Below are 13,392 nucleotides of genomic sequence, written 5' to 3' on the forward strand. Positions count from 1 at the left end.
ACACACCAAGGTGCCCCCTCTTGGCCGGTAGCAGTCGCTTAACAACGTCTGCTTTTGGCCGATAGCAGTCCCTCACGAATGTTGTCACGCCCCCTCAAACCGCCCCACCGAAAACAACGAAAGATCCAGCTCACTCTCCCCCCGCAAACACCACTGCGCAAACGCCTCCCCCAGTGCCGCCGAGTGTTTGAACCCATGCCCGGAGCATGCCGACACCACCAACGTATGCTGCAACCGTGGATGCTCATCAATGATGAAATGCCGATCCGGTGTAACGGTGTAGGCGCAAACCGCTGACTTCACTACCCGATCCGTCAGCCCGGCAATGCGCCCCTGCACCTGCTGTTCGTACATCTCGCGTTCTTCCTCGGCCGAGACTGTGTGATCCAGAGTCTCGGGCGTGGACGTGCTGTGATATTGCGCCGTAGCCACCTTCAAACTGCCCTCCCCCGGCAACGCGGGAAAGCCATAGAAATCGTCGTCCGGGCCGTGAGTGAAGATGAACGTGGGTGAGTGGCCGACCAGTCCTGCGTCGGGCTCGGTTTCGAACCAGAACAGTTTTTGCCGATAGACGCTGAGCAGCCTGTCGAACGGTGCGCCCAACAAGCCGCCCGCCCAGTTGCCGGCGGTGACCACCAGTTTGTTCGCCCGCACGGTGCGCTGGTCGGTGGTGACGGTGACGCCCTGTTCGTCCGAGCTGATGTGGGTCACGGTCTCGCCCTTATAGAGCGTGGCGCCGTGTTGTTCGGCCAATCTCAGTTGCACGTCGATGCAGCGTTCGGGCCTTACGAAACCGCCTTCGGGTTCGAAGTAACCAATGGCGTCGTCGCGCACCTGGGCGAACTGCGGGAAGCGCTGGCGGATCTGGGCGGCGTCGAGGACTTCGTGTTCGATGCCATAGGTCTGTGCCAGGGCGATGGTGCGCAGGGTGAAGTCGGTTTCGTCGGCGGGATCGAAGCCGGGGTTGGAGGTCAGCACCAGCAGGCCGGACTGTTCGAACAGGGACTCGCCTGACAGCGCTTCCAGCTCGCGCCAAATGCGGTGGGAGTTGCGCACGATGGGCACGTATTGCGCGCCCTCGCCCACGGACAGTCGGGTGATGCGGGTGTCGCCATGGCTGGAGCCGAATGTGTGCGGCGGATTGTGGCGGTCGATGCCGACCACGTTGACCCCGGCTTTCGCCAGTTGATACACGGTGGCCGCGCCCATGGCGCCGAGGCCGATGACCAGTGCTTCGCATCGTTCCATGATTGATTTCCGCTCAGGCAAAAGAGCCACAGTGAAGCGGATCAGGCGATGGAAAACAATCCGCTGAAAGCCGCGCTCTGGCAAAAACGCGAAAAACCAAAAGCCGTGCGATTACCGGCCAGACTCGTTTGTCCCGCCTTGCATCGCGGCATACCCTCTGACGCCAATAAAAACCATAAGAGAGAGTTCCGCCTTGATCCGTTTCTGCAAAACCACACTCTGCCTCGCCGTTCTGTCCTCGTTCGTTGCCACTGCCAGCCATGCCGCCGATGCGCCCTGGGTCGATGGCGCCGTGAGCGCGGTCAATCAGGATGTCATCGATCTGCGCCACACGATTCATCAGCATCCAGAGCTGGGCAATCTCGAGTTCAAGACCGCCGCACTGGTGGCCGAGCGGCTGAAGGCGTCGAACATTGAAGTGCGCACCGGGGTCGGCAAGACGGGTGTTGTGGGGGTGTTGAAAGGCGGATTACCGGGGCCGGTTGTGGCGTTGCGCGCCGACATGGACGCCTTGCCGGTCAAGGAGATGACGAACCTGCCGTTCGCCAGTCAGGCCACCAGCACGCGACTGGGCAAGAGCGTGCCGGTGATGCATGCCTGCGGGCACGACACCCACACCGCGATGTTGCTGGGCGCCGCGAAGGTGCTGGCCGAACATCGGGATCAAGTTCGCGGGACGGTGGTGTTTCTGTTTCAGCCGGCTGAAGAAGGCGCGGCCGATGTCGATGAGTTCCAGACCGACACTTTGATTGGCGCGCAAGCGATGATCCGCGATGGCGCGCTCGATTCGCCCAAGGTCGAGGCGGTGTTCGGGGTGCATGTGATGGCGGGTTATCCGACCGGGCACCTGTTCTACAAATCCGGAACCGTGCTCAACAGCAGCGACTCGTTCCGCGTCACGGTCAAGGGCCAGCAGACTCATGGCTCGGCGCCCTGGAGCGGTGTTGATCCGATTGTCGCCAGTCAAGGCATCATCAGCGGATTGCAGACGCTGGTCAGTCGGCGCGTCGACCTGACCCAGGGCATGGGCGTGATCAGCGTCGGTACGATCAATGGCGGTTCGGCGGCCAACATCATTCCCGAGACCGTGGAAATGACCGGGACCATCCGCACCAACAACGCCGACATCCGCGACACGATCCTGAAAAAGATGCCGCCGCTGGTGAACAGCATCGCCAGCGCCTACGAAACCCAGGCCAATCTGCTGCTGGTAAACAATGCACCGGTAACCACCAACGATCCGGCCCTGACCGAAGCCATGATCCCGGCCCTCGAGCTGGCAGCGCCGGGCAAGGTCGAGCGCCTGCCAGCCTCGCTGTCGCCGAGCGAGGACTTCTCCTACTACGCACGCGAAGTGCCGGGGCTGTTCGTGTTCCTCGGCGCAACGCCGGAAGGCCAGGACTTGAGCAAGGCGCCGAACAACCACAGCCCCTACTTCACCGCCGATGACGCGACACTGGCCACCGGGGTGAAGGCGCATGTGCAATTTGTGCTCAATTATGCGGGGCGGGGTCAGCAAGGCTGACTAATCCCGTTCGCAGGTTTAGCCCCCGATCAGATGACTGATCGGGGGTATTGTTTTGGTGCTTACCATTGATCACGGTAAACGAACGAAATTTGGTAGTCGTAAGAAGATGGATCAATGACATGGTTGAAATTCGGTTGAAGAATGCTCACCCAGTTTGAGAGCACGTCGAATCCGCCATTGTTTATATTGTTTTCAATTGGTATGCCGAGTGATTCGATTAAAGCACCGTCGTCACCGAAATCTTTCGATAATTCCTCTCCCATACCGAGTTCGGTTTCCTTGTCATACCACTCAAGTCTGGCTTTCAATCCCATAAATCCCTCACAAGTACTTTTTGATGCTTCGCTTTTTCCCTTTAGGGGGATCTAGTTGCTTACCGGTTCTATGGTCGTACGACCCCAAATGAGTACCGTCACTCGCGCGATAGGCCTCAAGCTCTCCGTGAAGAAAGTCCCATTCATATATCGTCCTCCCTTTTGCGTCTATCCAGCGATCCCGGAGGCCACCCGAGTACGGGGTTTTCTTTTTCGCTCTTCTCAATCCTGGAAACGCTGTGATTTCGTCTGTCTCAGGGGCCGGGTGGTAGGTGTGACCAGCCTTGGCTGTGCCATGGCCGCGTACATTTAAAACAATATAAATCGGCTTAACCCCGGAATTCACCGGAAACACCAGAATGAAATCCCGATACTCCGGCGGATAAACCGGATTCACCAGAATCCCGTCCGCCGCTTTCGTCGGCGGGTACACCCAGATATGCGGCGCTTGCGGAGCAGCCTCCAGCGCAGGGATGCCGAGGATGTCGGAGCCGTCCACGGCGGGCGTCCAGATCAGCTCAACACCTTCGCCAAGGTCTGCAATAAACCGGCTACCACGTGCAGCAAACTGCACGACATCAACCATCTCCCAATCGCGATTCTTGCCCGTGTAGAAGCCGTAACCCTTGAGGCTGCCATCGGCCTGCTGTTCGACACGCAGGCGTACGCGAGTTCGGGCCTGTTTGAGGGCGAGCAACTGGTCTTCGGTATAGAGCGCGCTGTCGCCCAGGTTCGATGGCATGAACATCGTCACCAAACCGAGCAACGGGCTGATGACGGCAGCAGAGGCCAACGCGGGTAATGCCTTGAACGCCTCACCGGCAAGGGCAAAAGTGCCCAGCCCCGCAGGGATTGCGGTGCCGCTGATTTTCTTGAGCTCAACCCCACCGCTGTCATCGGCCTCACGGCCACCGAGCAAAATCAGCTCGCCGTAATCCTTCAGGCTGTCAGTCGGCACCATCCCCGAAGGGTTCGAGTAATCGATGATCGCGTCCGGCAACTTGCAGGACTTGGCAAACACGCAGCCGGCGCGCACCGGCTCAGGCTTGTTCGCCGCGACCTCACGGCTACGCTCGAATGCATCCTGCCTCGCCAGCATGGCGTCGTACTTGTCTTGTCGTTCTTGCTGATCGGCCAGTTCGGTGGCCGTCATATAGCGGTAGGTAACGTGATGCCCGTCGCCCGCCGGTGGGTTGGGAACCCGGGGAATGTCCTTTTGACCAGCCACTGATTGTCCTTTCGTTCATGCATCGACAGCCCCTCGCAAGGGGCTGCACGACGTTAACGAAGCAGGAAAATCGTGGCTGTAGGACGCGTCTCTAAAAACGTGGGGATTGTTCGACGTGAACGGATTGCATCTCAGCAACGACCGCCTCGATCACACACAAAGCCGTCGGCGACAAGCTCCTGCCCTGCAAGCTCACCACACCAATTTCAGAGTGAAATCCCGGCCTGTCCACAACATGAAGCTCAATCAAACGCCCCACCCGAATATCTTCAGCCACAGCGCCATGGATGACGCCGAGGATCGTATCGGTTGAGCCGGCTACGGTCTTGAGCAACGCCACATCATCACACTCCAGCACGATCGGTAGCGCCTGGCGGGTGGAGATGCCAAGTGTTCGGGCGGTCTCGAGTTTCACCACTTCGGGCAGGCGCGTCGTGGCGATGCCGTAGCCTTCCAGTTCGCCCATCGCCACTTTACGCCCGGCCAGCGGGTGCTCCGGTCGCACGAAGAAGCCTGCCGATACCTGGCCCAGCGAACGGATCAAAAGATCAGATTCCGCCGTGAAATTGCGGATATCGGCAACGAAGAATTCGATCGCTTCAGCGCGCAGCCGCGCCTCGAGAATCTGCCAGTTGTTCACTTCCACCCGCAGCGTGACGGCCGGGTGATCCAGGCGCAGTCGCGGCACCACCTGATGCATCAACATGGCCGCCGGGAACGGCCCGACGCCGAACGCGAGGCTGCCCAGTTGGCGATCGCTGTAGAGCGCCATGTCCCGCTCCAGCGACCGGGCATCGAACAGCAGCCGCCGCGCCCGCTCGATCAGGAACTCCCCCGCCGGCGTCGGGCGGACGTCGCCGGTGTCGCGATCGAACAGGCGCTGCCCGGTTTCGCTCTCCAGCGCCTGAATGCTGCGGCTCAGGGCCGGCTGGCTGAGGTGAACGCGCTCGGCCGCGCGACCGAAATGGCGTTCATCGGCCAGCGCGAGAAGGTGTGAGAGTCGTTTGAGGTCCATTCGCCCGATGCTAGCGACGCATTATCCGGATGTAAACAATGCATTGGATACATCGCCGCCCGGCCCCTAGGCTGGAGCGCATTCGACCCTCGGAGAACAACAAGAATGAAACCGACCCTCTACACGATCATCGCCCTGACGCTGGTGTCCCTCGGCGGCTGTGACAACAAGCCCAACGTCGCAGCCGGCGACGCCACGCCCGCCACGGCAGCGGTGATCCAGGCGTCGATCAAGGGCCAGGACCTCAGCGACAACCGCGACATGGAAGATGCCCAGCGCGGGTTCATCGCCCGCCCCACCGGCAAGATCCTCGGCGCTGACGGCAATGTCCTGATCGATTTCGATGCGTACCGCTTCGTCGAAGGCCAGGCGCCGGCCACCGTCAATCCGAGCCTGTGGCGCCACGCGATGCTCAACGCGCAGATCGGTCTGTTCAAGGTCCGCGACGGGATTTACCAGTTGCGCGGTTTCGACATCGCCAACATGACGCTGATCGACGGGCAAACCGGCTGGATCGTGGTCGACCCGCTGACCTCCCGGGAATCCGCCGCCGCAGCGCTGGCATTTGCCCGCGAGCATCTGGGCAACAAACCCGTCACCGCGATCATTTTCACCCATGACCATGCCGACCATTTCGGCGGTGTGCTGGGCATCACCTCGAGCAGCGAAGTGGCCCAGCGCAACATTCCCATCGTTGCGCCAGCCGGGTTCATGGAGGAAGCCACCAGCGAAAACATCCTGGCGGGCCCGGCGATGGCACGGCGTTCGATGTATCAGTTCGGCAAGAATCTGACGCCGGGCGCCACCGGCATCGTCGACACCGGGCTGGGCAAGAACGTCGCCTACGGCAGCATGGGTATCCTGCCGCCGACGCAGATCATCGACCAGCCGATCCAGCCGCTGGTGCTCGACGGCGTCAGCTTCGTGTTCCACAACATGCCCGGCGCGGAAGCCCCGGCCGAGCTGACTTTTTCGATCCCCGCGCTCAAGGCATACGGCGGTGCGGAGCTGTTGGCGCAGACCATGCACAACCTCTTGCCGATCCGTGGCGCCAAGGTACGTGATGCGCTGCGCTGGTCCGACTACACGCAAATCGCCCTCGACGAACTGGGAGACACCGAGGTCTATTTCGGTCAGCACAACTGGCCGATCTGGGGCAACGAGCGGATCCGCGAATTCATCACCAAGCACCGCGATGTCTACAAATACCTGCACGACCAGACCGTGCGCCTGATGAACGCCGGCTATACCCCCAACGAGATCGCCGACAAGATCCAGCTGCCGGATTCGCTGGCCTCGTACTTCGGCACCCGCGGCTATTACGGCGACCTGCGCCACAACGTCAAGGCGATCTACCAGATGTACCTGGGCGCCTACGACGGCAACCCCGCACACTTGAATCCGCTGGAGCCCAAAGAATCGGCAAAGCGCTATGTCGAACTGATGGGAGGTAACGCCAAAGTGGTCGAAGCCGCCCGCGTGGCCTATGACAAGGGCGAATACCGCTGGGTCGCCGAACTGCTGGATCAGGCCGTGCTCGCCAAACCCGACGACACGGCCGCCAAGGAACTGCTGGCCCGCGCGTACGAACAGATGGGCTATCAGGCGGAATCGGCGACCTGGCGCAACAGCTACCTGACGGCGGCCATGGAGCTGCGCAACGGCCCGCCGGCCAAGGGCGTCAGACGCTCTGACCTGATCGAGCTGATGAAACAGACGCCCACCGAACGCTTCCTCGAAGCCATGGCCGCGAGCCTCGACGGGCCGGCGGCGGATGGCAAGAACTGGACGTTCAATCTGGTGCTGACCGATACGAATGAATCGTTCGTGCTGTGGATCGAGAACGCCGTGCTGCACTATCGAAAAGGCCCGACGGCGGCGAACGCCAACGCAACGCTGACCGTCACCAAGGACCTGTTCGTCCAGCTGCTGGGCGGCACCGCCGGGCTGAAGGAAACGCTCACTTCCGATGATCTGAAAGTGGAAGGCAGCAAGGTCGATCTCGTGAGATTCCTGGGCCTGCTGGAAAAGGCGCCGGGGAATTTTGCAATCGTTGCCCAGGCGCGTGACTGATTCACAACGCACCGAGCGAGTGTAATGATTCGGCAAGTCGGTGCAGTGTGTCAGCACCGACTTTCTGCCTTGAGCAAATACGGCTAGGCGCATTCAGGCCGCTATCGTCGATTCTAAGGCCGACCGAATTTCCAGGACTTCCACACCGTGCCCGACACTCCGACTCAAATTGCCTACGCCAGACGCTTCACGGCGGTACTCGCCTACATCGACGCCAACCTTGAAGGCGACCTGTCGGTGAAGGCGTTAAGTCAGGTTGCGAACTTTTCCGAGTTCCACTTTCACAGGCAATTTACGGTATTCGTCGGCGTGCCCGTTTCTCGTTATGTGCAGTTGATGCGCCTGCGTCGTGCGGCACACCGCTTGATTGCCCTGCCTGACCTCTCGGTGATGGACGCCGCGCTGGATACGGGCTTCGATAGTCCCGAGGCGTTTTCGAGGGCATTCAAGCGAGCCCTCGGCCTCTCGCCCGGGGCCTTTCGCAAGGCACCGGACTGGAAGGTCTGGCATTCGGTCTTTGCCATTCCTCATTTCTCAAGGAGCATTGCCATGCAGGTACGAACTGTCGACTTCCCCGAAGTTCGCGTCGCCGCGCTCGAACACCGCGGCCCCCCGGGGCTTCTCAATCAAAGCGTGCAAACGTTCATCCAGTGGCGCCAGCAAAGTGGCCAGTCACCGGTGGCGTCGAGCCGCACATTCGGGATTCCCTATAGCAATCCCGACACGACACCACCGCAAGACTTTCACTTCGCGATTTGCGGCGAGATTCACGACGCCGTGGCGCCCAATGCATTCAATGTCGGCGAGCTGATCATTCCCGCCGGTCGCTGCGCCGTCGTCCGTCATGTGGGCTCCACCGATCACATCGGCGAAACCATCTACCCGATTTACCGCGACTGGTTACCGGCCAGCGGCGAAGAACTGCGTGATCACCCTCTGTTTTTCGAATACTTGAGCATCAACCCCGAAACCCCGAAGGATCAGTGGCAGACGGATATCTACGTGCCGCTGCGCTAGCCTGCTCACGCCCGACCTGCTGGTGCAGCCGGTCGGGCAAATGCGCACGACTGCGAGCAGAATCAGGCAATCAATCCGGAGAAATGCGCTAACAGAACGGGGACACGGAACGTGAAGATGACTGTCCGACTGATCCTTCGAGGACGTTCCCATGCTTGTACACGCCTACGGTGCCCACGCCGGCGACCAACCCCTTGAGCCGATGCAGATCAATCGCCGCGCGCCGGCGGCCCATGATGTGCAGATCGATATCGCCTTCTGCGGCATTTGCCACTCCGACCTGCACCAGGTGCGCGCAGAATGGGCCGGGACGCAATTCCCCTGCGTGCCCGGGCACGAGATTGTCGGCCGCGTTTCGGCAGTCGGCGCCCATGTGTCCGACTACAAGGTCGGTGATCTGGTGGGTGTCGGCTGCATCGTCGACAGCTGCAAACACTGCGACGACTGCGAAACCGGCCTGGAAAACTACTGTGACGGCATGATCGGCACCTACAACTTCCCGACCCCGGATGCACCGGGCTGGACCCTTGGCGGCTACTCGCAAAACATCGTGGTGCATGAGCGTTACGTGCTGCGTATCCGCCATCCTGAAGCTCAACTGGCCGCCGTCGCGCCGCTGCTGTGTGCGGGCATCACCACTTACTCGCCACTGCGCCAGTGGAATGCCGGGCCGGGCAAAAAAGTCGGTGTGGTCGGTATCGGTGGCCTGGGCCACATGGGGATCAAACTGGCCCATGCGATGGGCGCGCATGTCGTGGCGTTCACCACCTCCGAGTCCAAGCGTGAAGCCGCCAAGGCGTTGGGGGCCGATGAGGTCGTGGTATCGCGCAACGTCGAGGAAATGGCCGCGCACACCAAGAGCTTCGACTTGATCCTCAACACCGTCGCCGCGCCTCACGATCTCGACGCGTTCCTGGTGCTGCTCAAACGCGACGGCGCCCTGACGCTGGTGGGTGCGCCCGCCTCGCCGCATCCGTCACCGAACGTGTTCAACCTGATCATGAAGCGCCGGACCATCGCCGGTTCGATGATCGGCGGTATTCCGGAGACTCAGGAGATGCTGGATTTCTGTGCCGAGCACGGCATCGTTTCCGACATCGAGCTGATTCGCGCCGATCAGATCAATGCGTCTTACGAGCGGATGCTGCAGGGCGATGTGAAGTATCGGTTTGTGATCGATAACGCGACGCTGGCTGGCTGAACCTCTCAGGTATTCCTTTCCAAAATCACCTCGATTGAAGTAGCCTTTTTGATATCAAAAGGATATCAAATCGTCTTCGAAGTCTTCAGACCCGAGTTTTTTGCGGAAAGGAATTTCATGAACAAAGCAGTTTACGTAAAAGCCCACTTTTGCCCGATCGGCGAAAACGTAGAAGTCAAAGTACCCACTGGCCGGATGAAGAAAGGGCTTTTTGGCGAAAAAGAGGAGATGGAGAAGGTCATCGAGTGGAAGCAGACAGGCTGGTCTGACTCCCAGATCGATGGCCAACGCTTGAACGAGGACATCAATGATGCGGTGAAGCGCCTCAACGAAGAAGGATACGAAGTTCAATCCATCCTCCCGATCCTTTCCGGTGCGTACAGCTACGATTACAAATACAAAGAAATGCCCCAGGGCGGCTGGGGATACGGCTATGGATATGGTTACAGCTATACCGAAGGCGTCACGATCATCGCTAAAAAAATAAACACCCAGGCTCAGTAAAACCATTGAAACCGCGAGCAGTGCCGCTCATTGATCTTTCCCCCCACACCAAGTAAAAAACCCTCTCCTTTTTCCATTCTTGCAAGGAGCAGCGGATGCTCGACCTCACCACGCAACGCCTGGACCTGCGCACGATGGTCGAATCCGACTGGCCGCTGTTCCTCAGGCTGCATTCCGAGCCGCAAACCATGCAGTACGTGTTCGGTGAAATCGCCGAGGACCAGGTGCGCAAAGGCTTCGAACATCGGCTTCCGGCCTGGGGGCCGCAGTCGGATCACTGGTTGTGTCTGGTGGTGACCGACAGGGCCAGCGGGCAGGAACTGGGCGTGACCGGATTCCGCATCCTGTCGCCGGGGCATGCCGAGGTGGGTTGCCTGCTGTTGCCGGAACATCAGGGCAAAGGCTTTGGCACCGAGTCGCGGCAAGCGATCATCGACTATGCGGCCGCCATCGGCCTGGACTCGTTGGAGTCGACCGTGACCGACGGTAATATCGCGTCCTGCAAGGTGTTGGAGAAATGCGGTTTTGTATTCGAGCGCCGCGTGCCGCAGGCCTATCAGATTGGAGATCGGTGGTTTGACGACCTGATCTACCGCTATCAAATCAGCTGACCCCGTTTTATCAGCGACCGCCAAGGAGGCCCTCGTCGTGAATCCTTATCAATGCCTGCCACCCCGCGCTTTCTGGCGCACCGCCGTGGCTGACAAGCCCGCGCTGCACATCGATCAACTGTGGACGCCACAGTTCGAGATCGGCAACAAGGACGCCATCGTCACTGCCGGTTCGTGTTTCGCCCAGCACATCGGTCGTGCGCTGGGCGAACGCGGCATGAACTGGCTGGATGCGGAACCGGCCCCGGCCGAACTGCCCGAGGCCGACTGGAGGGCCCACAACTACGGGGTGTTCTCGTTCCGCACCGGCAATCTGTACACCCCGGCGATGCTGTGCCAATGGCTCGAATGGGCACTGGGCGTGAGCCTGCCACCCGACGAAACCTGGACCCATGACGGGCGTTTCTTCGACCCGTTCCGCCCCGCCGTGGAGCCCGAAGGTTTTGCCAGCGAGGACGCACTGTTCGCATCGCGCGAAGCCACTCTCGACGCGATTCGCACCGCCCTGCGCCGGGCCAAAGTGTTCGTGTTTACTCTCGGCCTGACCGAAGCCTGGCAAAACCGCCAGACTGGTCTGGTCTATCCCGTGTGCCCCGGCACCGTGCGCGGCACCTTCGATCCGCTGCTGCACCGCTTCTGCAATTTCGGCTTCATGGACACCTATGGCGACATGGTCCGGGCGCTGGAGTTGATGCGTTCGATCAACCCGCAATTGCGCCTGCTGCTCACCGTGTCACCGGTGCCCCTGACGGCGACCGCCACGGGCGAGCATGTGCTGAGCGCCACCACCTATTCCAAATCGGTCCTGCGCGCCGTCGCTGGGCAGCTGTGTGAAGACCTGCACGACGTCGATTATTTCCCTTCTTACGAAATCATCACTGGCACACCGTTCAAGGGCGCGTTCTATCAGCCCAACCAGCGGGAAGTCACGCCCGAAGGCGTGGCGTTCGTCATGCAGCAGTTTTTCGCCGGGCTCGATGCGGTTCAACCGGTGCACACGCCGGCCAGCGTGCCCTCCACCTGCGTGTCCAGCGAGGAGCTTGTCTGTGAAGACGCCGTGCTCGATTACTACGCCTAGGTTTCTGCTGCTGGGCGACTCCCATGCCGGGGTCATTGGCAAGGCGGCGCAGGCCCGTGAGTTGCCGTTCAGCGGCGGTCCGCTGGGCACTGGCCGGGATTTTGCGGTCGATTTTTTCAGCCTGACCCGCCATGACGTGGTGTTTCGCGAGGCCGAGTTGGAGCGCCTGTATCGCCAGGCCCTTGAGCCGTTCGAAGTGCCGCAACTGGCGAAGGTCGGCGTGCCGCTGGTCAGCACCATCGGCCTGAGCCTGCACTACCTCGCCACCGCGCCGAACTGGACGTGCTACCAGACTCCGGACGGCGAGTTCGACGAAGGTTTTCTCGCAGGTCCCCTGTTCGAATCCATTGTCGACACCCTGTCCCGGCCTGCACTGGCGTTCTATGAGCAAGCTCGGGCGATGAACCTCAAGGTGTTCGCCGTATTGCCGCCGCAGCGGGTGCCGGAGTTGTCCGACTCGCGAGTGTTCATGGCCGCGCAGACGCTGCTGATCGAGCGCCTGCAAGGACTCGGCATCGAGCTGATCGACGTGCGCGCTGCAGCGAATGATGAGCAGGGTTTTCAGCGTTCGGCGTACTGCGAAGTGGATGACCCGCTGCACGGGAATCTGGCGTTCGGCGAGCTGATCGTCGAGCAACTGCTCAAACAAGGTCTGTGAATGACCGGTGGGAACGGCATCGCCGCGCCCACCGTTTTTTTACAGCTCAAGCCTTGGGCTGCGTCCCCAGAATCGTCACCCGCTCGCCATACCGCGAATGCGGGAAATAATCCCAGACCGCATGGTGCTGGGTGCAGCGGTTGTCCCAGAACACCAGCGTATTCGGCGCCCAGCGCACACGACAGCTGAGGGACGGCTCCCGCGCCACCAGATCGAACAGCATGTTCAACAGCACCTGGCTTTCCCCGCCGGACAACTGGACGATGTGCGACGTAAACCCGGAATTGACGAACAGCGATTTTCGCCCGGTTTCCGGGTGGCGAACCACCACCGGGTGTTCGGTTTTCGGCAGGTTGGCCGGCGCCTCATAGCCCTTCCATGGAATTGCGCCGTCGTGGATCGCCGTCAGTTCGCCAAGAAACTGTTGCAACGTCGGCGACAGCATTTCCAGCGCCAGGTGCATGCTGGCGAACAGCGTATCGCCTCCCGTGCCGATGGCCGGGGTTTCCTTGACGTACAGCATCGAGCCCATGGACGGCGCCAGATCGGCGGTGCCGTCGGTGTGCCAGGTTTCGCCGGCCACGTAGCGCGATTGCGCGTTGGCGCGGATCACCACCAGTTCCGGATCATCGCCGTCGATGTCTTCCACCGGTAGCGCCCGCAGCTCACCGAACAGCCGGCCAAACGCCTTGTGCTCGTCCACCGTCAGATGCTGATCGCGGAACACCACCACGTGGTTCTCCAGAAAGGCCCGGCGGACTTCCGCGAGCTGCTCGTCGCTCAGCGGTTGCGACAGGTCGACGCCGCCGATCTCGGCGCCGATGATCGGCGTGATCCGCTCGACCGTGATGTGCTGATACGGCGCGCGCCGTTCTGCGGCGATGCGCTCGATTGCCTTGAGTGCCAACTGATCCATG

Annotated in this window: 13 protein-coding genes; 8 read left to right on the plus strand and 5 right to left on the minus strand. The window is 60.8% G+C overall.

Features of this window, described 5'->3' with window-relative positions; genetic code table 11:
- Positions 1-84: 84 nt before the first annotated feature.
- Entirely contained in the window at positions 85-1,248 is a 1,164-nt protein-coding gene (solA, locus tag AC1RT4_RS24185; protein ID WP_493088410.1) for an N-methyl-L-tryptophan oxidase, read from the minus strand.
- A 193-nt stretch (positions 1,249-1,441) separates the two neighbouring features.
- On the opposite strand from solA, the gene AC1RT4_RS24190 reads away from it, so the two are divergent.
- Entirely contained in the window at positions 1,442-2,773 is a 1,332-nt protein-coding gene (locus AC1RT4_RS24190) for an amidohydrolase (protein WP_493088412.1), read from the plus strand.
- 62 nt (positions 2,774-2,835) lie between these two features.
- Here the strand turns inward: AC1RT4_RS24190 and AC1RT4_RS24195 are convergent, their stop codons facing one another.
- The 3 genes from AC1RT4_RS24195 to AC1RT4_RS24205 all read right to left on the minus strand — a co-directional run bounded on the left by AC1RT4_RS24195 (position 2,836) and on the right by AC1RT4_RS24205 (position 5,333).
- Entirely contained in the window at positions 2,836-3,090 is a 255-nt protein-coding gene (locus AC1RT4_RS24195; protein WP_493088414.1) for a colicin E3-like toxin immunity protein, read from the minus strand.
- Between the two features lie 7 nt (positions 3,091-3,097).
- Entirely contained in the window at positions 3,098-4,318 is a 1,221-nt protein-coding gene (locus tag AC1RT4_RS24200; protein ID WP_493088416.1) for an S-type pyocin domain-containing protein, read from the minus strand.
- Between the two features lie 91 nt (positions 4,319-4,409).
- Positions 4,410-5,333 carry a LysR family transcriptional regulator gene (locus tag AC1RT4_RS24205; protein ID WP_493088418.1) on the minus strand — a complete coding sequence of 308 codons (924 nt, stop codon included), beginning with the start codon at positions 5,331-5,333 and terminating at the stop codon, positions 4,410-4,412.
- A 105-nt stretch (positions 5,334-5,438) separates the two neighbouring features.
- On the opposite strand from AC1RT4_RS24205, the gene AC1RT4_RS24210 reads away from it, so the two are divergent.
- From AC1RT4_RS24210 to AC1RT4_RS24240, 7 genes are all read left to right on the plus strand, one after another.
- A complete protein-coding gene (locus AC1RT4_RS24210) occupies positions 5,439-7,406 on the plus strand; it encodes an alkyl/aryl-sulfatase (protein ID WP_493088420.1) in 1,968 nt (655 codons plus the stop codon).
- A 147-nt stretch (positions 7,407-7,553) separates the two neighbouring features.
- Positions 7,554-8,423, plus strand: a complete 870-nt coding sequence (locus AC1RT4_RS24215; RefSeq protein WP_493088422.1) for an AraC family transcriptional regulator — start codon at positions 7,554-7,556, stop codon at positions 8,421-8,423.
- Positions 8,424-8,574: 151 nt separating this feature from the next.
- Positions 8,575-9,624 carry an NAD(P)-dependent alcohol dehydrogenase gene (locus AC1RT4_RS24220; RefSeq protein ID WP_192564573.1) on the plus strand — a complete coding sequence of 350 codons (1,050 nt, stop codon included), beginning with the start codon at positions 8,575-8,577 and terminating at the stop codon, positions 9,622-9,624.
- A 117-nt stretch (positions 9,625-9,741) separates the two neighbouring features.
- Positions 9,742-10,128, plus strand: coding sequence for a hypothetical protein (locus AC1RT4_RS24225; protein WP_493088424.1), 387 nt, complete (start codon positions 9,742-9,744; stop codon positions 10,126-10,128).
- Positions 10,129-10,223: 95 nt separating this feature from the next.
- Positions 10,224-10,739: a GNAT family N-acetyltransferase gene (locus AC1RT4_RS24230; protein WP_493088426.1), complete on the plus strand. Its 516-nt coding sequence runs from the start codon at positions 10,224-10,226 to the stop codon at positions 10,737-10,739.
- A 37-nt stretch (positions 10,740-10,776) separates the two neighbouring features.
- On the plus strand, positions 10,777-11,817 hold the full coding sequence (locus tag AC1RT4_RS24235) for a GSCFA domain-containing protein (protein ID WP_493088428.1): 1,041 nt from the start codon (positions 10,777-10,779) through the stop codon (positions 11,815-11,817).
- Complete coding sequence (locus tag AC1RT4_RS24240) at positions 11,786-12,475, plus strand: hypothetical protein (protein ID WP_493088430.1); 690 nt, start codon at positions 11,786-11,788, stop codon at positions 12,473-12,475. Before AC1RT4_RS24235 ends, AC1RT4_RS24240 begins: the two co-directional genes overlap by 32 nt.
- 46 nt (positions 12,476-12,521) lie before the next feature.
- On the opposite strand, the gene AC1RT4_RS24245 is transcribed toward AC1RT4_RS24240, so the two are convergent.
- Complete coding sequence (locus AC1RT4_RS24245; RefSeq protein WP_493088432.1) at positions 12,522-13,391, minus strand: TauD/TfdA dioxygenase family protein; 870 nt, start codon at positions 13,389-13,391, stop codon at positions 12,522-12,524.
- Between the last annotated feature and the right edge of the window lies 1 nt (position 13,392).

The organism is Pseudomonas sp. GW821-FHT11D10, assembly GCF_058808435.1.